Consider the following 18,083-nt stretch of genomic DNA (forward strand, 5'->3'; position numbering starts at 1 on the left):
TCTCCTCTAGTCCAACAGGGCAGCCAGGGTCTGTACCACCCTAGCCTGCTGCTCGTCGCCCAAGTCGGCATACAGCGGCAGGCTCAGGGCCTGGGCGTAGTAGCGCTCGGCTTCGGGGAAGGCACCAGGCATGAAGCCCAGGTTGCGGTAGTAGGGCTGCAGATGCACCGGAATGTAGTGCAGATTGACGCCTATGCCCGCGGCGCGCATCCCGACGAAGACCTGATCACGCCGGCCCTCGTCCACCCGAATGGGAAACAGATGCCAGGCCGACTGGGCCTGAGCTTGATCACCGATGAAACCGACCGGCACGTCCGCTAGGAGATCGCGGTAGCGCTCGACCAGGCCTCGTCTGCGCTCGATGAAGACTTCCAGCCGCTCGAGCTGGGACACGCCAAGCGCGGCCTGGATGTCGGTCATGCGGTAATTGAAGCCCAGTTCCAGTTGCTCGTAGTACCAGGCGCCCTGCCCCGGCTCGTGCATCAACGCCGGATCCCGCGTGATGCCGTGGCTACGCAACCGCCGCAGGCGCTCCGCCAGCGCGGCGTCGTTGGTGGTGAGCAGACCGCCTTCGCCAGTCGTGACGATCTTGACCGGATGGAAGCTGAACACGGTGATGTCGGCCTGCTCGCCGCAACCGACCGGTCGGCCGGCATAGCGCGCGCCGATGGCATGGGAGGCGTCCTCGATCACCTTGAAGCCATAGCGACGCGCAAGGGCCTGGACAGCGCCCATGTCGCAGCTCTGGCCGGCGAAGGCCACCGGCACCAGGATCTTCGGCAGGCGCCCTGCCCGTTCGGCACGCTCGAGCTTGGCGGCCAGCGCTGTGACACTCAGGTTCAGGGTAAGCGGATCTATGTCGACGAAGTCGACGTCGGCGCCACAGTAACGTGCGCAGTTGGCACTGGCGACGAAGGTATTGGGCGAAGTCCAGAGGAGATCGCCCGGTCCCAGGTCGAGGGCGAGACAGGCGATATGCAGGGCGGCCGTGGCATTACACACGGCCACGCCATGGGCGGCCTCGCAACGCTGGGCCACCTCCTGCTCGAAACGTTCGATCATTGGCCCCTGGGTCAGCCAGTCGGAACGCAGCACGGCGGTGACTGCGGCAATGTCCTCTTCGCTGATGGATTGCCGGCCGTAGGGAATGAAACTCATGGGCAGCGCTCGACCAGCTGCCGCAGGGCCTCGACGTCCAGATAGTCCGGATTGCTGTCCGACAGGTACTCGAAGCCGGGCTCGACCGGCCTACCCTGCTCGCCCAGACCATCGCGGGAATAGTCATTCGGCTGACTGAAGCTCATCGCCGGCGTGATGACGTAGTGCCGCGCGAATTCCAGGGTATGGGGACTGTCATCGCGGGAGATCATCATCTCGTGCAGCTTCTCGCCCGGCCGGATACCCACCTGGCGCTGCGCCAACTCAGGTGCCAAGGCCGTCGCCAGGTCGACGATACGGGCAGAGGGAATCTTGGGCACGAACAGCTCGCCGCCCTGCATCCGCTCGAAGCTACGCATCACGAAATCCACACCCTCGTCGAGCGTGATCCAGAAGCGCGTCATACGCGCATCGGTGATGGGCAGGTCAGTAGTGCCGCCGGCGATCAGCTTGCGGAACAGCGGCAACACCGAGCCGCGCGACCCCACCACATTGCCATAGCGCACCACGGCAAAGGAGGTGTCACGACTGCCAGCGATGTTGTTGGCCGCGACGAACAGCTTGTCCGACAGCAGCTTGGTGGCGCCATAGAGGTTGATCGGGCTGGCCGCCTTGTCGGTGGACAGGGCGATGACTTTCTTAACGCCATTCTGCAGCGCCGCGGCAATGATGTTTTCCGCGCCGTTGACGTTGGTACGGATGCACTCGGTGGGATTGTATTCAGCCGCCGGCACCTGCTTGAGAGCAGCAGCGTGCACCACCAGATCGATCCCGCGCATGGCCTGCTGGAGTCGCTGCTCGTCACGTACGTCGCCGAGGAAATAGCGCATGCAGGGGGCATCGAACTCCTGGCTCATTTCGTACTGCTTGAGCTCATCGCGGGAGAACACCACTACCCGCTTGGGTCGGTAATCGCTCAAGAGGCGCTTGACGAACGCCCTGCCGAAGGAGCCGGTACCACCCGAAATGAAGATCGACATGCCATCAAACATTTTGCTATCCCTTCGCGATGAGTCGAGCGGTCAACCTGGCGAAAAACCGTCACGGCAAGCTTACCGGAAGAGTAGCAGCAAAAAATCGGCCAATTCAGCCTGGGCTTGAGCCCGTTACAGGTACTTGAACAGGCTCAGCTGGGCGATCTTCACGAAGCTCTGCTGCGACGCCTGCAGCACGGTGTTCTGCAAGGCGTAGCGCGACAGGGCTTCAGGATAGTCGAGATCCTCGAGGTCCGACTGGACCGACTTGTTCACCAGCGTGACGTTGGCGATGAAGTCGCTGGTGGAGTCGATGACGTTCAAGCGTGCCCCGACCTTGCCGCGGATGCTATCGACCTGGGTGTAGGCCGTGTCCAGGTTGCTCAAGGCCACGGCGGCGCTGTCGCGGATCTGGTAGCCCCCCTCGTTGCTGCTGTCGCCGTTCTCCAGGGCCTTGCGCAGGTCGGAGACCACGTTGAGCAGGCTGCGCTTTTCGTTGGCGGTGTCGCGGGTGATCTTGAATTCGTCCCCGGCAGCCGGGGCGCCATCCAATTGCACCTTGACCCCACCATAGGTCACGAACCGACTGGTTTCCTGAGTGCTGCTCAGGCTGTCGGCCTTGAGCTGGCCAGCGGGTGGGTTGGCCGGATCGTAGGCAGCCCATTGCGCGGCGGTTGGCGCGTTCTTGAGATCGTAAATGACGTACTTCTTGTCATCCAGAAAATGGATGCCTATCCCATCGGTACTGGCCGGCGGCGAACTGGCCGGGAAGGTGGAGTCGTAGGCGCCCTTGTCTTCCACCAGCCCCAGCGAAATCCGCCCGGTACCGGTGTTGGTCGCCGACTTGGCGGTGTCCACGCGGTTGGCGTTGAAGTTGTTCTCGAAGGCGTCCTTGCCGCTGTCGCTGATCGGCACGAAGGTGGAGCTGGCGATCTGCACACTGCGCTGCCCTTCGTCGCCGTTATAGCTGTAGGTGCCATCGGCATTGCGCACATAGGGCTGGGTATCGCCCATGGAGCCGGAGAACAGGTACTTGCCACTGGCATCCTTGCTGTTGAGCAGATTCATCAATTCGTCTTCGCGCTCGCCGACCTCCTTGGCCAGAGAGGCCCGATCGGTCGGATCGAGAGCACCGTTGCCGGCCTGGACAGCGATCTCGCGGATACGGGTCAGCACGGTTTCCACCGAGGTCAGCATGGCCTCCTCGGTGTTCAGGCTGTTCTTGGCCGCGGTCATGCCGGTGTTGTACTGATCGTTGAGCGAGTTTTCCTGGCTCAGTTGCAAGAGCTTCACCGAGGCGACGGGATCGTCCGCTGGGGTGAGGATCTTCTTGCCGGTGCTGATCTGCTCCTGGGTACGGCTGACATCGCCATAGTTGCTCTGCAGGCCGGTGATGCCGTTGTTGAAAGCCTGGACAGTGGAAATGCGCATGGGCGGGTTCCTTATCTGAAGGCGCCGATCAGGGTATCGAACAGCGACTGGGCGATCTTGATGACCTGCGCAGAGGCGCCATAGTACTGCTGGAACTGGACGAGCTTGGCCGCTTCTTCGTCCAGGTTCACCGCGGACAGGGAGTCACGATTGTCCTCCGACTGCTTGAGCACGGTCTCACTGGCGGCGGAGTCCACCCGCACCTGGGCGGTCAGGGTGCCGACCCGCTCCACCAAGCCGCCATAGGCATTGTTGTAGGTGGTACCGGTAGTGCCATAGCCGCCCATGGTGTTCTTGGTTTGCAGGGCGACCAGATTCAGGGCGTTGCGGTTATCGGACACGGCGCCGTTGTTGGTACCGAGGGTGAAGCTGTCACCGTCCTGCGGCACACCACTGATGTTGAATTCGTAGCTGTAGCTGTTGTTGGTGGTCGGGTCGGTGTATTGCAGCCTGAGCGTATTGGTCTGTCCGGAGGTCAGCCCAGTAGTGGACGGTGAGACGTAGCTCAGGGTGGCCCCCGTGGGCAGGGTCCCCGTCAGGGTGCCGGCGGTGGAATCGAAACTCAGCTTGATGCCGCTGCTGCCGAACAAGCGGCCCAGGTCGGCGGTGCTCACCGGCGAAGGGGCACTCTTGAGATCAGGCTGGGTGATGGCACCGGTGCCACGGTTGTTGGTGGTGCTGGCGGCCTTGGCGGTACCGGCGAAGCCCAGCTGACTGGACTGGGCGAGATCAACGCTCATCTGCGCCGCCCCACGGCGGGTCGGCTGTAGGCTGAAGACGTCACCCGCCTGGGCCTTGGCCAGTTCGGCAGCGGTGAATTGCACCTTGAAACCCTGGTCGGTGCCGCTGGCATCGGCGAAGGTCAGAGTAACCGGGTCGGTACCGCTGCGGGTGACCGTGATGTTGGTGCTGTCGCTGACGCGCAGCGCCTTGAAGTTGGTACCGTCGAAATCCAGGCGATAGTCGCTGGGATTGAGCTTGGAGGTATCGGTGATGTTCAGCGTGGCGGTAGCCGAACCGAAGTTGGTCGAGCGACCCATCACCCGCAGGCCGGTGCTTTGACCGCCATTGATGTCACTGAACAGCGGCGAACCGGCATTGCCCGCCAAGTCCAAGCCCTGCCCGAGCTGTTTATTCACGGTGTCGGTCAGCGTGAGCGCCAATTGCCCCAGGCTATTGTAGGCATGATCCAGGGCGGTATCCCGGTAGGACAAAAGGCCACCCATCTCACCGCCATTGAGCTGCGAGGTGACGATTTGCGAGGTACTACCAGCCGTCAGAGTCACCTGGTAGCGCGACGGATCATCGGTGCCCGGCTGCGCGCTCAGGGTCGAGACATTGCTACCCACCACCAGCGGTTGGCCGGTACCCACGAAGAGATTCAGGGAGCCGTCATCCTGGCTGACCACCTGCAGACCGACCATGCTGGACAGCTGCTTGATGGCCTGCTCGCGAGAATCGATGAGATCGTTGGGTGCCGCGCCCGCTGCCTTGGAACGGGCGATGGCGTCGTTCAGGCTGCCGACGGTCTTGGCCAGCGAATTGATCTGGCCACTGAGGGCCGACAGCTGGTCATTGATCTGGCCGTTCTGCTTGTCGATCTGGTCGTACAGCGTATTGAACGACTTGGCCAGGCCCTGCGCCTGGGCCAACACGGCCTCGCGCGCGGGCACCGAAGACGGATCCTGGGCGGCGGTCTGTAGCGTGGCGAAGAACTTCTGCATCGCCGGGGTGATCCCGGTGGTGCTGTCCGAGAGCAGGCCATCGAGCTGGGAAATCTGCGTCTTGAAGCTCTGCAACTCGCTGTTCTGGCTATTGGCGGTGCGTACCTGGCTGGTGAGGAAATCGCTGGCGAGACGGCGCACATCGACCGTCTGGGAGCCGGAGCCGATATAGCCCGAGCCACTGAACTGGGCGATATTGGTTTGTTGGACAGCTTCCTGGCGCGAATACCCCGGGGTATTGACGTTGGCGATGTTGTGACCGGTGACCGTCAGGGAATTCTGCGTCGAACGCAGGCCAGACAAACCGATGGAAAGTAGATCAGCCATGGGTCACTCCTCAGCCCCGCGACGACGGCCCGCCCAGGGAGGCGACCGTTTGGTAGGTATTCATGTTGCGAGCGATCTGGATCACCTTGCGGGCGTATTGCGGATCGGTGGCGTAACCGGCCTGTTGCAGCCCCTGCATGAAGCGCTCGGAGTTGCCGTTGGTGGAGAGCGCCTTGTCGTAGCGGTCGTTGCTCTGCAGGAAGTTCACGTAATCGTGGAAGCTGTCGGCGAAGGAATCGTAGGTGCGGAATTTCTCGCTTTCCTTCACCGCCTTGCCATTGACGAACTCCTGGGTCACGGCCGTGGCGCTACCGCCATCCCAGCCGTGGGACTTGATGCCGAACAGGTTGTTGCTGTTGCTGCCATCGGCCTGCTTGACCATGTGCTTACCCCACCCGGTTTCCAGCGCGGCCTGGGCCACCAGGTACTTGGGATCGACGCCCAGGCGCTTCGCCGCGGCTTCGGCCATCGGCATCATGGTGTCGACGAACTCCTGGCGGGTACGAAAGCGCGTCTTGCCGGTGGCGGCCGGGGTGCTATCGAGACCGGCCACGGCATCGTTCGCGGCAGCCGCCTTACCGGTTGACTGGGTAGCGTTCTGGCGCCAGGCGCTCTGCGCAGCGACCACGTCCTGGTAACTCTGCTTGAGAGCGGCGCCCTGCTCCGCCGCACCAGAAATGTTGGCAGCAGTGCGCTCGGCCAGGCGCCCGGGCAAAGCCAGACGGCGGGCGTTGAGCGCAGCGGATTCGTCACGCCCGGAAGCCGCGGTGGCAGCTGGCGTCAGACCGCGACTGCCGGCCTCGTTCAGCTTGGCGTTGCGGCCAGCGGCCAGCTGGCTTTCGGTCGGCGCGGCCTGACCCACCTGGGCGAAGGGATTGGGACGGGCCGAGGGTTGCGTGGTCTTGCTCAGCTGCCGCTCCAGGACATTGGCCAGGCCGATGCCGCCGCCGTCACGCGACAGCGACACGGCCAATTGCTGGTCGTACATGTCCTGGTATTGTTTGGTGGTCTCGCTGGAAAAGGGGCTGTCCTTGTCCGCCAGTGCCTGGTTGGCGCTGCGCATGGACTTGAGCATCTGGTTCAGGAACAGCGACTCGAATTCGCCCGCGACCTTCTTGACGTTTTCCGCGCTGTCGCGATCCTTACCCTTCATCTGGGCCAACCGATTCAGGTCGGTGAAGGCCCCCGAATCCTTGACGTTACCGTAGTTGCCACCCAGACGAGATTCCATCGCCCGCTCTCCTTAAATTACGATCAGATCAGCCTGCAAGGCGCCGGCCTGTTTCAACGCTTCGAGAATGGCGACCAGGTCGCTGGGCGCTGCGCCCACCTGATTCACCGCCCTCACGATCTCATCCAACGTGGTACCCGGCCCGAACTTGAACATCGGCTTCGCCTCCTGTTTGGCCTTGACGGTCGACTGCGGCGTTACCACGGTCTGACCACCCGACAAGGGGTTGGGCTGGCTCACCTGGGGGTCCTCGCTGATGGTCACGGTCAGGCTGCCCTGAGTCACCGCGGCCGGCGAGACCTTGACGTTCTGGCCGATGACGATGGTCCCGGTACGGGAGTTGACGATGACCTTGGCCACCGCCTGCCCCGGGTCCACTTCCATGTTCTCCAGGATCGACATGTAGTCGACGCGCTGGCTGGGATCCACCGGTGCCGTGACGCGAATCGACCCGGCATCGATAGCGGATGCAACGCCCGCGCCAAGTGTCTCGTTGATCTTGTCGACGACCCGCTTGGCCGTGGTGAAGTCACTGCGCTTGAGGTCTAGGACGATGCTATTGCCCTGATCGAAACCGCTCGGCACCGGCCGCTCGACGGTCGCGCCGTTTGGAATGCGCCCAGACGACGGAACGTTGACGGTGATCTTCGAGCCATCGCGGCCTTCGGCGTCAAAACCCCCTACCACCAGGTTGCCTTGAGCGACGGCATAGATCTGGCCGTCGATGCCCTTGAGCGGCGACAGCAGCAGACTGCCGCCGCGCAGGCTCTTGGCATTGCCGATGGAGGACACCGTGATGTCGATGGTCTGGCCCGGCTTGGCGAAGGCCGGCAGGTCGGCATGGATGGAGACCGCCGCCACGTTCTTGAGCTGCGCCGTGGTACCCGGCGGCACCTTGATGCCGAACTGGGCGAGCATGTTGTTGAAGGTCTGGACGGTGAACGGCGTCTGGGTGGTCTGGTCACCGGTACCCGGCAAGCCCACCACCAGGCCATAGCCGATCAGTTGGTTGGTCCGGACGCCCTGGATGTCGGCGATGTCCTTGAGACGATCCGCCTGGGCCAGGGGCATGACCAGGGCCAGGGCGGCAGCGACGATGAGAGTCTTGAACATGGCGCTCATCCTTAGAACGGCATCAACGGGCTGCCGAAGAACTGGCTCAACCAGCCGGGCTGGCTGGCGTCGGCGAAGGCACCGGTCCCCGAATAGGTGATCCGCGCATCGGCCACGCGGGTGGACGAGACGGTGTTGTCAGTGGCGATGTCGTCGGCGCGAACCATGCCCTGGATGCGCATCAGTTCGTTGCCGGTGTTGAGGGTCAGCCACTTCTCACCGCGGACCACTAGGATGCCGTTGGGCAGCACCTCGGCGATGGTCACGGTCAACGAACCGGACAGGCTGTTGCCCTGGGCCGCCGTGGACTTGCCGGTGTTGGAGCGGTTGCCGGAGAAACCGGCGTCCAGGCTAAGATCGCCGTCGCCCAGGGGATTGGGTACCGATGGCTTTGCACCGAACAGCGAGGTCAGCCCAAGGGTCGCCTTGCTGTTCTTGGCGACGTCGGAGCTGGCGTTCTTGCTGGCCTGGGTCTTCTCCTGCAGGGTCACGGTGATGATGTCACCCACGCGGAAGGCCTTGCGATCGGTATAGAGGTTCTGCTCGAACCCCGATTGGAAGATGGCACCGTTGTTCTGCGCCGCCGGCACCGGCGTGCGCGGCAGGACCGGCGCGTAGTAGGGATCGTCCGGCTTGGCGGCCGGGGCTACGCATCCTGCGAGTACGAGCGCTCCGAAAAGCGGGGCGACGGCGAACAGAGGTTTCATGGAGCGCTTCCTCACAGGGGATTAAAGCTGCTGGGTAACGAAGCCGAGCATCTGATCGGCAGTGGAAATGACCTTGGAATTCATCTCGTAGGCGCGCTGGGTGGTGATCATGTTCACCAACTCCTCGACGGTGCTCACGTTGGAGTTTTCCAAGGTGCTCTGCAGCACGGTGCCGAGGCCGTTCAGACCCGGCGTGCCGACCTGGGGCGCACCGCTGGAAGCGGTCTCGCTGAACAGGTTCTGGCCCACGGCCTGGAGACCGCCCGGGTTGACGAACTGGGCGATCTGCAGGTTGCCGATGACCTGCGGTGCGGCCTGGCCAGCGGTAGTGACCGACACGGTGCCGTCCTCGCCGACGGTAAAGGTCTTGGTGTCGGCCGGCAGCACTATGGCGGGCTGCAGCGCGAAGCCATTGGCGGTGACGAGCTGGCCATCGGCGTTCAGGTGGAAGGTACCGTCACGGGTGTAGTTGATGGTCCCGTCGGGCATGGTCACCTGGAAGAAACCATCGCCGTTGATGGCCATGTCCAGTGGCTGGTCGGTGGTCTGCAGCGAACCTTCGGTAAAGTTCTTCTGGGTGCCGACGATGCGCACACCGGTACCCAGCTGCAGGCCGGAGGGCAACTGATTGTCCTGGGTGGACTGGGCGCCCGGCTGGCGACGGATCTGGTACAGCAGGTCCTGGAACTCGGCACGATCGCGCTTGAAGCCGGTGGTGGAGACGTTGGCCAGGTTGTTGGAAATGGTGGTGAGGTTCATGTCCTGGGCGGACAGACCGGTCTTGGCGACCCACAGAGACGACATCATGATGGTATTCCTCGAAGTGCCGGTTTTACGTCGGCGCTAGCCGTTATCAGGAGAATTGCAAAACCTTTGCCATCGCCGCGTCGTTGTCTTCCGCGCTGCGCATCATCTTCACTTGCAGCTCGAACTGGCGAGACAGCGACAGGATCGAGGTCATCTCCTCAGCCGCATTGACGTTGCTCGACTCGACGAAGCCGGAGACCAAGGAGACGTTGGCATCCGCGGGCGGGGCGGCCTGCCCCTGCTTCATGTGCAGCAGGCCATCGAGCCCCTTCTCCATCTGCTTGGTATCGGGATTGACCAGCTTGATGCGGTCGACCTGCGCCAGCGCATTGGGCGCCTGGCCCATGCCGCGGATGGTGATGCTGCCGTCCTGGCCGATCTCCACCTTGGAGGCGGGCGGCACGGCAATCGGACCGCCATTGCCGAGCACCGGCAAACCGTTGCCGGTGCGCAACATGCCCAGGGGGTCGATCTGCAGGCTGGAGGTGCGCACATAGGCTTCCTTGCCGGAGGGATCCTGGACGGCAACGAAGCCCGGCCCCTGGATGGCAACGTCCAGGTCACGCCCGGTCTCCTGCAGCGCGCCGGGGGTGAAGTCCGTCGCCGGCCGCTCGCTCATGGAGTAGACGCGCGAGGGCATGGTCTCGCCGAACACCTGCATCGAGCGCGCCTGCTCGAGATCCTTGCGAAAGCCCGACGTCGAGACGTTGGCCAGGTTGTTGGCGTGGGCGCGCTGGGCCATCTCGTTCTGGCTGGCGCCGGTCATGGCGACGTACAGCAGCTTGTCCATCTGATCCTCCGACGGCGGCAGATTGCCGCCAAAACCTACGTTCGGAGGGTCTTTAGCAAGCGCCGTTCCAGAAAAATAAAATCTTTATAAAACAGTAATTTGAAAATTAAAAAGCCTCCCGAAGGAGGCTTTTTCTGGCAGCGGGTCGCACCGCCGTCAGAGAAACGACATCAACGCAGGTTAATGATCGTCTGGGTGATGGCGTTCTCGGTCTCGATGGTCTTGGCGTTTGCCTGATAGTTGCGCTGCGCCACGATCATGTTGACCAACTGGCTGGAGATATCGACGTTGGAAGACTCCAAGGCGCCTGCCTGCAAAGCACCCAGGGTGCCAGACCGTGGCGTTCCTACCACAGGCTGGCCCGACTCCGAGGACTCGACCCAGGAGGTCTTACCCACCGGTGTCAAACCCTGGACATTGGCGAAGTTGGCCAGAATGACTTGGCCCTGCACCTTGGATTGGCCATTGGTGTAGCGGGCGAAGATCTGCCCGGTATCATCGACCTCCAAGCCAGACAGCTGGCCAGTGGTATAACCATCCTGATTGACGCTGGTCACAGCAAAGGAGCTGCTGTATTGGGTGGACCCGCGCATATCGATCGTGATACCCGCAGCGTTAGCCGTGGCACCATTGGACGACCAGACTGCGGGCGTACCCCCATTGGAGATCGCCGGAACCCAGTCCTTCAGGTTGAGCACCCCTTCGAAGGCTCCCGAGGACGCATTGTTGACCTTGGTCAGATCGGTAGAATCGATATTGGCGCCATCCAAGGCTCCACTACTGGTGAAGGGCAGCTTCACCGTATAAGGCGTAGCAATCTTGGTGGTGGCATCCTCCTTGGTCGGATCCCCTGGATTACGCCCATCGATCAGTACGTTCATGGTCCAGCTGTTGTTGCTGTCCTTGACGAAATATTGCGAAAGCACGTGGGCATTACCCTGGCTGTCGTAAATACTCACCGAGGTGGAAGAGTTGTAGCTGGTCGGATCAGTCGGGTTGAATGGTGTCGTAGTAGGGGTCGTATTGGTCGAGTTCAGGTTCACCGTCTGCTTCATGGAGCTAGTGGGCTTGGGCGCTTGGCTCGCCGTCTCTACCCGCAGATCACTTCGTACACCCGGCTGCAGCAGACCCTCGGCATTAGTGGTGTAACCCTGCAGCCGATAGTTGTTGTTATCGACGATGTAACCGTCTTTGTCTGTACCGAAATAACCCGCCCGGGTGTATTGGACAGCCCCGTTATTGCTGGTCATGAAGAAGCCGTTGCCATTGACCCCCATGTCCAGCGCATTCTGGGTGTAATCGATGGTGCCCTGGTTGAACAGCTGGCCGACGTTGCCGAGCAGCACGCCACTGCCCTGGGCGTTCCTGCCGGTACCCAGTACCGAGGCGGCATAGAGATCCTGGAACTCGGCGCGCGACTGCTTGAAGCCCACAGTGCTGGCGTTGGCGATGTTGTTGCCGGTGATGTTGAGGTCACTGGACGCGGCTTTGATGCCACTCAAACCAATATTGAAAGACATGCTGGATTCCTCTCTTGCGCCGCGCCTTACTGGCCGACCGCCTGGACTTTGGAGATGCCGATGCTGCCAACGCCGGCAAGGTTGAGCGTCATTTCGCCGCCGTTCTGGCCCAGCGTCACGCTGTCGACGTTGGCCGGCAAACTGGTCTTCATGGCCTCGGTCTTGCCATCCACGCTGGCCTGGGCCTCGAAGCGATAGGTGCCGGCGGCCAGCTTGGTGCCATTGGCATCGGTACCGTCCCAGGTGAAATTCACCAGGCCGCTGGACTGTTGCCCCAGATTCAAGCGATTCACCTGGCTGCCGCTCTCGTTGTACACGTTGACCCAGACGTTGGGACTGGAGGCGGTCAGGTTCATCGCGCCCTTGAAGTCCGCGCTGGTATCTACCTTTACCTTGTCGGTATCGACGATCACCTTGCGCCCGACCAGGGTGGAAGCCTGCAACGCCTGGGACGACTGGCTGCCGGACAGGATCGAATTCACACTCGTATTGAGGTTGGTGATGCCCTCGACGGTACTGAACTGCGCCAGCTGGGCGATGAATTCGCCGTTGCCCTGGGGTTCCAGCGGATTCTGGTTGTTCATCTGCGCGACCATCAGCTTGAGGAACTCGTCCTTGCCGAGCTGGCTGGTCTTCTTGGTATCGCTGGTACCGGTACTGCTGTCGGACGTCGTACTCGTCTTGTTGAGCGAGTACTTATCCAGTACCGACTGAGCGGTGGAGTTGGTGGAGCTGATAGCCATGGCGCCGGTTCCTTACTGACCCAGGGTCAGTACCTTCTGCATCATCTGTTTGGCGGTATTCATCATTTCCGCATTGGTCTGGAAGGCGCGGCTGGCGGAGATCATGTCGGCCATCTCTTCCACCACGTTCACGTTCGGGTAGTAGACGTAGCCGTCCTTGTCCGCCATGGGGTGGTTGGGCTCATAGCGTTTCTGCACCTCGCTCGGATCCTCGACGATCCCTTTCACCTCCACCCCGACCCCGGCCTGTCCTTGGTCGTCGAACAGCGAGTCGCCGCCCTGGGCGGCATTGAGCTGGGTGGCGAACACCGGATGCCGTGCTTTGTAGGTCTTGTCGACACTGGAGGAGACGGAATCGGCGTTGGCCATGTTGCTGGCCACGGTATTGAGGCGAACGTTCTGGGCGCTCATCCCGCTACCGGCGATGTTGAACAGCGAACTCAAGGACATGGCTATTCTCCGCGCAGGGCCGACATCAGCCCCTTGAACTTGCTATTGAGCAGGGTGAAGCTGGCCTGGAAATTCATGGCGTTCTCGGCATAGTTGGCCTGCTCGACCTGGGCATCCACGGTGTTCTGGTCCACCGACGGCTGGGTGGGGATACGGTACTTGAGCGCCGCATCGCCCATGCCCATGTCGAAGCCCTCGGCATGAATGTGCCGGCTATTAGTGGTTTCCAACTCGTAGTGATGCGTGGCACCAGAGGTGCCCTTGGCCGCCTGCTCTGCCAGCACCGCACTGAAATCCAGATCCCGCGCCTTGTAGCCGGGGGTATCGGCGTTGGCGATGTTGTTGCCCAACACCTCGGCGCGCTGCGAACGGAAGTTCAGCGCCTGCTCGTGCAACCCGAGTGCCTTATCGAAACTGATGCTCATGTCGAGAGACCTTTGACGTGGCTTGCTAGCGATTTAGCAAGGCCCGTGCCAGTCTCCAGCATCCCTCTAAATCAAGGGTTTAGCCCAGCGCGGCCATTGTAACGACCGCAAGCGGCAAGGTTTTTCCGCCGCCCTTGCCGGCCCCGCCGCCGAGCGCGGCAAAAGTTTGGCGCAAAAGAAAGGGCAGACCTTGGTCTGCCCTCGATAGCCCTGCTTGGTTTACTTGGCTTTGTAGATGATGCCCGGATTGCACTGCACCATCTGATAGAGATCCGGCAAGCCATTGAGCGCCTCGGACGCGCCCAGAAAGAGATAACCGCCCGGTTTGAGGGTGGCATGGATACGGGTGAGGATGTCTTTCTTCACCTCGGCGGAAAAATAGATCAGCACGTTGCGGCAGAACACCATGTCGAACTTGCCGAGGCTGGCGTAGCTGTCCAACAGATTCAGCGCGCGGAACTCGATCCGGCTACGGATCGCCGGCTTGACCGCCCAGCGCCCTGGCTGGAGCACGTCGAAATAACGCTGCAGACGCTCTTGAGACAAACCCCGGCCTATCGCCAGCGAGTCGTACTCACCTGACTTCGCCGCGGTGAGAATGGCGCCGGACAGGTCGGTCGCCACGATCTGCATACCGCCCCGCCCCTGCCCTACCGCGCTACGCTCGAATTCGTCCATGGTCATGGACAGTGAATAGGGCTCCTGCCCTGAGGAACAGGCGGCCGACCATACCCGCAGCCGTTGGCCGAAGGTGTTCTTGGTCAACTCCGGCAGCAGGCGATTCTTGAGCACCTCGAAGGGGTAGGTATCACGAAACCAGAGGGTTTCGTTGGTCGTCATCGCATCGATCACCTTCTCCCGCAAACCGCCACGGGGCTGCATCTGGATGCGCTGTACCAACTCCGACAAGGTCTTGATCCCCTCGGTCTCCATGAGCTTGTTCAGCCGACTGGAGACGAGGTACTGCTTATTGTCACCGAGCAGAATCCCGCTGGACTTCTCGAGGAAATCGCGAAAAAGCACAAAATCCGCGTTGACTGCTGACACTGCCGCTCCGCCTTCTGGATACCGAGGTAAAGACGCCTTCACTAGTGACCGTCGACCGCATTGATGCGCTCGACCACTCGAGAGGCGAGATCATCGGGGCGGAACTTGGCCAGGAAGTCATCCGCGCCGACCTTCTTGACCATGGCTTGGTTGAACACGCCGGACAAGGAGGTATGCAGCAGTATATGCACTTTCTGCATCCGCGAATCATGACGGATTTCCGCCGTGAGGGTGTAGCCGTCCATTTCCGGCATCTCGATGTCGGAAATGATCATCAGCAATTCGTCTTCCGGGCGCTTGCCTTCCCCTACCATGGCCTGCAGATAGTTCAGTGCCTGTCGTCCATCGTTGAGTGCGATGACCTCCACCCCCACCGTCTCCAGGCAGCGACTCACCTGCTTGCGCGCCACCGACGAGTCGTCGACGATCAAGACGCGCTTGGTGACAGCCTTGGCTTGCACCACTTCACTGATCACCCCGGCCGATACGGTCTCGACGGAAGGGGCCACCTCGGAAAGGATCTTCTCGACGTCGATGATCTCGACCAGTTGGTTATCGACCCGGGTGACTGCCGTCAGATAATGGTCGCGGCCGGTACCCTTGGGCGGCGGGTTGATGCCTTCCCAGTTCATGTTGACGATGCGCTCCACCGACCGCACCAGGAAGCCCTGCACCTTGGTGTTGTACTCGGTGATGATCACGAAGCAGTTGTTGATGTCATCCAGGCCGCGACGGCCCGTGGCCATCGACAGGTCGATGATGGGAAAGGTGCCGCCACGAATGCTGGCCACGCCCCGTACCACCGGACTCGACTTCGGCATCACGGTGAGCTTGGGGCACTGGAGTACCTCCTTCACCTTGAACACGTTGATGCCATAGAGCTGCGAGCCGTCCAGACGGAACAGCAGCAGCTCCAGACGGTTCTGGCCCACCAGTTGGGTACGTTGGTTGACTGCGTCCAATACACCAGCCATTTGGTGACTCCTCTCGTTGCCACGAGCCGGTAAAGAAACTCGGCACACAGCTTGCTTAGGTATGAATCATGAAGACCGAAGCGACGTGTTTCCGACCTATGAAAACCTCTTGCCGGTGGGCTGCCAATCTCGTGTTGATCCTGACGTGCCTGGGCGGAAAGGCCTTTGCGGAAGGCGACTACACCTCATCTGACGAACTTATCGGCGCTGTCGAAAGTTTTCTTGAGGAACGTGTGCAGGAATATTTGCTGGAAGCGGGCTTCAATGCGCGTCACGAAAACCAGATCAACTCCCTGGATCCCCGTCTGCGCCTCGCCGCCTGCGACAAGCCTCTGACACTTTCGCAACAGGGCGCGCCTACACCGGTGGGCCGGATCAGCATCAAGGTGCGCTGCGAAGGCAGTAGTCCCTGGACGGTGTTCGTGCCGGTACAGGTAAAGCTATACCGTCCTGTGGTGGTCGCCGTCCAGCCGTTATTGCGAGGAACGGTGCTGGATACCCAGAACGTGGCGCTCATGGAACGGGATGTCGGAACTCTCACCCAGGGCTATCTGACCAGTCTGGAACAGGTGGTGGGCGCACAGCTCAAGCGCCAGGTCGTCAATGAACAGGTGCTGACCCCTGCCTCTCTCGAACAGGCGGAGTTGGTCCGCAAGGGTGAACAGGTGGTCATCAGTGCGCGCAGCGCTTCCTTCGATATCCGTATGCAGGGGCAAGCCTTGGCCGATGGCGCCAAGGACGAAGAGATCCGCGTACGCAACCTGAGCTCGAACCGGGTGATCCACGCCCGCGTGGTCGATCAGGGACAGGTGGAGGTGGCGCTTTAGTCGAAGAGTCAAAAGGAGTACCTTTAAGTCTCCGCAACCTGAAACCTCCGCGCGCCATCCTGTCGAAGGATGTGAACCGCCGCACAGGTCTATGGCTAAAGTTTTGGTCTATCAGGCCGATAAGCCGGGTATGCGAATGAGACTACACGAGGATTTTCACTCATGGCTCTAGATATCAATCGCCTGAATTCGTCCTCTACTTCAGGCATGGGCGGCACTAAGGCCGCCACGAACAAAGAGTCGGCACCGGCACAAACCAACGATGCCAAGACGACTGTCAGCAGCGTCTCAGGCGAATCGGTCAGCCTGAGCGCCGAGGCCAAGCAACTGAGTTCCCTCACTGCCGGGCTGAAGGATTTGCCGGTGGTCGACAGCGACAAGGTCAACCGCCTGAAACAGGCCATCGCCGATGGCTCTTACAAGGTCGACAGCCAGAAGGTGGCCGACAAACTGCTGGCGTTCGAGTCCTGACGCCCGGTTTCGGCATGGCCTTCCTGACGATCGCAGCTAACGTTCGAAGGAAAACCATGCCATGGCCAATGCCACCCTGCTCGAGATCACCCGTCACGACATCGACCTGAGCGAGCAACTGCTGGCCTTGATCGACCAAGAATTCCAGGCCTTGACCGAGCGTAAGCTCGAGACGCTGGAATCCTTGCTGGATAACAAGCAGATCCTGCTCAAGCAACTGGATCAGCATGCCCAACAGCGCAGCGCCCTGCTCCGCCATCACGGATTACCGACCGACCTGCAAGGCCTTCAGGCCTACGCGGCCACTCAGTCGAACGGCGCAGAACTGTTGGCCGCCTCTACACGCCTGGCGCAGCTCATGGAAGAGTGCAAGGTGCATAACACGCGTAACGGTCAAGTCATCCAGGCCAATCGTTTCGTGGTAGGTAAGCTGCTCAACGTGTTGCAGGGTACGGCTGCACCCACCCTTTACGACAGCCGCGGCAGCCAAACTCGTAGTGGTTACCAACGACCGCTCAGCTCAGCCTGACGACCACCCCTCCCCTAAAGATCGCGATAGAGCTGCATGGCTGGCTGTTAGCCATTATTCTTGCGCACCGCAATTTACAGGAGTAGCAAGGTGTCAGGATCTTTCGCCAGCGATAATGCGCCCCAGCCGCCCAAGGTGTACCGCTCCGTCGGCGAGATCGTGGGCGCTCTGCGTCCGGCACTGCAACATCACATTCCATTGCGGATCACCTTCGTTCGCCAGAATCAGCAGTTCCAGAGCTTTGTCGTGGCAATCGACGAGGCCAAGGGGTTGATCGCGCTGGACGAATTCATCCCTCGTGAAGCGGAGCGGCTACTGGAACAGGGCCAGCCCTTTCGGGTGGACAGCCTGCATGAAGGTATCCTGGTCAGTTGGCAGATCGACCGCCCGGTCCAGTTCAGCGAGCTCGATGGCCACCGCTGCTACTGGGTCGGTTTGCCCGCGGAACTCACCTACCACCAGAGACGCAATGCCTTCCGCGTCAAGCTTCTACTGAACCGGCCAGCTACGGCGGAGTTACTTCAGGCCACTCGGCAGATTCAGCTGCGCGGCCAATTGATCGACCTGTCGGCAACGGGCTGCAAGCTGCGCTTTCCCGGCAATGTCACCCACCTACTGCAACCCGGCCAGCTGGTGCAGAGCTTCACTGCCGAATTGCCCATGGGCGCCATCACCACGGCGGTGAACATTCGCCATGTGACCTGCCTGGATCGTCTCGAGCAAAGCGACGTCGGCGTGAGCTTCCACAATCTCAACGGCGCTGCCCAGCGGCAGATAGAGCGCTTCGTCTACCAGCTGCAGCGGGAAAACCGTCGCTTCGAATAACCAGCGCCGC

The 18,083-nt window shown here is 61.3% G+C and carries 19 protein-coding genes; 4 read left to right on the forward strand and 15 right to left on the reverse strand.

Going from position 1 to position 18,083, the window contains the following annotated elements; genetic code table 11:
- Positions 1 to 6 precede the first annotated feature (6 nt).
- The 15 genes from pseC to FAZ11_RS04695 all read right to left on the reverse strand — a co-directional run bounded on the left by pseC (position 7) and on the right by FAZ11_RS04695 (position 15,421).
- Entirely contained in the window at positions 7 to 1,158 is a 1,152-nt protein-coding gene (gene pseC, locus FAZ11_RS04625; RefSeq protein WP_058772720.1) for a UDP-4-amino-4,6-dideoxy-N-acetyl-beta-L-altrosamine transaminase, read from the reverse strand.
- Positions 1,155 to 2,150: a UDP-N-acetylglucosamine 4,6-dehydratase (inverting) gene (pseB, locus tag FAZ11_RS04630; RefSeq protein WP_058772721.1), complete on the reverse strand. Its 996-nt coding sequence runs from the start codon at positions 2,148 to 2,150 to the stop codon at positions 1,155 to 1,157. The genes pseC and pseB overlap by 4 nt, the downstream gene beginning before the upstream one ends.
- A gap of 114 nt (positions 2,151 to 2,264) precedes the next feature.
- Positions 2,265 to 3,563 (reverse strand): flagellar hook-associated protein FlgL, encoded by a 1,299-nt coding sequence (gene flgL, locus FAZ11_RS04635; RefSeq protein ID WP_058772722.1) that lies wholly within the window; start codon positions 3,561 to 3,563, stop codon positions 2,265 to 2,267.
- Positions 3,564 to 3,574: 11 nt separating this feature from the next.
- A complete protein-coding gene (gene flgK / locus FAZ11_RS04640; protein ID WP_058772723.1) occupies positions 3,575 to 5,614 on the reverse strand; it encodes a flagellar hook-associated protein FlgK in 2,040 nt (679 codons plus the stop codon).
- Between the two features lie 10 nt (positions 5,615 to 5,624).
- Positions 5,625 to 6,845: a flagellar assembly peptidoglycan hydrolase FlgJ gene (flgJ, locus tag FAZ11_RS04645; RefSeq protein WP_058783106.1), complete on the reverse strand. Its 1,221-nt coding sequence runs from the start codon at positions 6,843 to 6,845 to the stop codon at positions 5,625 to 5,627.
- Between the two features lie 12 nt (positions 6,846 to 6,857).
- On the reverse strand, positions 6,858 to 7,958 hold the full coding sequence (locus FAZ11_RS04650) for a flagellar basal body P-ring protein FlgI (RefSeq protein WP_058772725.1): 1,101 nt from the start codon (positions 7,956 to 7,958) through the stop codon (positions 6,858 to 6,860).
- A gap of 11 nt (positions 7,959 to 7,969) precedes the next feature.
- Positions 7,970 to 8,665 (reverse strand): flagellar basal body L-ring protein FlgH, encoded by a 696-nt coding sequence (flgH, locus tag FAZ11_RS04655; RefSeq protein ID WP_058772726.1) that lies wholly within the window; start codon positions 8,663 to 8,665, stop codon positions 7,970 to 7,972.
- Between the two features lie 21 nt (positions 8,666 to 8,686).
- A complete protein-coding gene (gene flgG / locus FAZ11_RS04660) occupies positions 8,687 to 9,472 on the reverse strand; it encodes a flagellar basal-body rod protein FlgG (RefSeq protein WP_058765925.1) in 786 nt (261 codons plus the stop codon).
- Positions 9,473 to 9,518: 46 nt separating this feature from the next.
- Positions 9,519 to 10,262, reverse strand: coding sequence for a flagellar basal body rod protein FlgF (locus FAZ11_RS04665; protein WP_058761586.1), 744 nt, complete (start codon positions 10,260 to 10,262; stop codon positions 9,519 to 9,521).
- A 170-nt stretch (positions 10,263 to 10,432) separates the two neighbouring features.
- A complete protein-coding gene (gene flgE, locus FAZ11_RS04670; RefSeq protein ID WP_058772727.1) occupies positions 10,433 to 11,782 on the reverse strand; it encodes a flagellar hook protein FlgE in 1,350 nt (449 codons plus the stop codon).
- 26 nt (positions 11,783 to 11,808) lie between these two features.
- The gene (gene flgD / locus FAZ11_RS04675) at positions 11,809 to 12,525 is read right to left on the reverse strand and encodes a flagellar hook assembly protein FlgD (protein ID WP_058765923.1); all 717 of its coding nucleotides are present in this window, start codon (positions 12,523 to 12,525) and stop codon (positions 11,809 to 11,811) included.
- Positions 12,526 to 12,537: 12 nt separating this feature from the next.
- Positions 12,538 to 12,975, reverse strand: a complete 438-nt coding sequence (flgC, locus tag FAZ11_RS04680) for a flagellar basal body rod protein FlgC (RefSeq protein ID WP_058761583.1) — start codon at positions 12,973 to 12,975, stop codon at positions 12,538 to 12,540.
- 2 nt (positions 12,976 to 12,977) lie between these two features.
- Positions 12,978 to 13,400, reverse strand: a complete 423-nt coding sequence (gene flgB / locus FAZ11_RS04685; RefSeq protein WP_058765922.1) for a flagellar basal body rod protein FlgB — start codon at positions 13,398 to 13,400, stop codon at positions 12,978 to 12,980.
- A 219-nt stretch (positions 13,401 to 13,619) separates the two neighbouring features.
- Positions 13,620 to 14,447 (reverse strand): protein-glutamate O-methyltransferase CheR, encoded by an 828-nt coding sequence (gene cheR / locus FAZ11_RS04690; protein ID WP_058761581.1) that lies wholly within the window; start codon positions 14,445 to 14,447, stop codon positions 13,620 to 13,622.
- A gap of 41 nt (positions 14,448 to 14,488) precedes the next feature.
- Entirely contained in the window at positions 14,489 to 15,421 is a 933-nt protein-coding gene (locus FAZ11_RS04695) for a chemotaxis protein CheV (protein ID WP_058761580.1), read from the reverse strand.
- 98 nt (positions 15,422 to 15,519) lie between these two features.
- Between FAZ11_RS04695 and flgA the strand changes: the two genes are divergently transcribed.
- The 4 genes from flgA (at position 15,520) to FAZ11_RS04715 (ending at position 18,073) form a co-directional block, all read left to right on the forward strand.
- Positions 15,520 to 16,248, forward strand: a complete 729-nt coding sequence (gene flgA, locus FAZ11_RS04700) for a flagellar basal body P-ring formation chaperone FlgA (RefSeq protein ID WP_058761579.1) — start codon at positions 15,520 to 15,522, stop codon at positions 16,246 to 16,248.
- 162 nt (positions 16,249 to 16,410) lie between these two features.
- The gene (gene flgM / locus FAZ11_RS04705) at positions 16,411 to 16,719 is read left to right on the forward strand and encodes a flagellar biosynthesis anti-sigma factor FlgM (protein WP_058761578.1); all 309 of its coding nucleotides are present in this window, start codon (positions 16,411 to 16,413) and stop codon (positions 16,717 to 16,719) included.
- A gap of 61 nt (positions 16,720 to 16,780) precedes the next feature.
- Positions 16,781 to 17,248: a flagella synthesis protein FlgN gene (locus FAZ11_RS04710; RefSeq protein WP_058772728.1), complete on the forward strand. Its 468-nt coding sequence runs from the start codon at positions 16,781 to 16,783 to the stop codon at positions 17,246 to 17,248.
- A gap of 90 nt (positions 17,249 to 17,338) precedes the next feature.
- Complete coding sequence (locus FAZ11_RS04715) at positions 17,339 to 18,073, forward strand: flagellar brake protein (protein ID WP_058772729.1); 735 nt, start codon at positions 17,339 to 17,341, stop codon at positions 18,071 to 18,073.
- Positions 18,074 to 18,083: the final 10 nt, after the last annotated feature.

The organism is Pseudomonas rhizoryzae, assembly GCF_005250615.1.
GTDB lineage: Bacteria > Pseudomonadota > Gammaproteobacteria > Pseudomonadales > Pseudomonadaceae > Chryseomonas > Chryseomonas rhizoryzae.